Below are 823 nucleotides of genomic sequence, written 5' to 3' on the forward strand. Positions count from 1 at the left end.
CAATCCACCCAAGTTAAGCCTCAGCATGCCTTGTAGGCGGCATGTCGATGAGGTTTGTGGCGAGGTGGACGTGGCTTAGCGCGATCCGGTCGCACGCGATGGGTACGTGTTGCAATCAAGTGCAAGGTCTCATTCAGAGCAGCCTTGGCCCAGCGCAAGCCGAGTAGCGCTGCTGACAGGACAGGTTTGAGGGCGGTGATGGCGTAGGAACGGTTGATCCGACGGTTCGGATCAACGTCATGTTCCTGCGCGGCGCCAAGGCAGCAGAGGGCGTGGAGGTTGTCGCTCAGGATTTTGGCGCCGAAGTCCTGCCTGGCGGCCAACTGTGAGAGGCCGGACAGGTGTTCAAGTGCCATGCGGTGTTTGAGACGTTTAAACGCCTCCTCCAGGCGCCAGCGCTGGTGATAGAGATCGCGGAAGGTGGCAGCCGGATAGCGGCGCATGTCGAGCAGATTGGTGATGAGCACGCGTACCTTACCGGCTGGCGAGATCTGCCGGATCAGCCGGACGGTCTGCGGGGTAGCCGCACATTCATAGTCGCGTGCGTCATTGCGGGCTGGAGCCGGGAGCGTGACGATGGCCTCGTCGCGGCCGGAGCGGACGAAGTGTCGCACTGCGGTAAAGCCGCTGCCGTCGGCGCGCATGCAGAAAGGGATTTTTCGTTCGTTGAGCACGGCCACGAGCCAGCGGGCGGGGTAGCCGCGGTCGAGCAAGAGCAAGTCGTCGAATTGCAGGCGGTCCAGATGCTCGAACAGGATCTGGCGTTCGTTCTCGTGCACGCTGTGCAGTGAAGCAGCGAGCATGATCTCGGCCCCGGGGAGGT

The 823-nt window shown here is 62.3% G+C and carries 1 protein-coding gene; it reads right to left on the reverse strand.

Annotation, left to right across the window (positions count from 1 at the left end):
- Positions 1-20: 20 nt before the first annotated feature.
- The coding region (locus ACYP5B_RS07320; RefSeq protein WP_459569130.1) for a transposase at positions 21-823 on the reverse strand (803 nt) is incomplete at its 5' end.

Source organism: Cupriavidus sp. 8B, assembly GCF_054589115.1.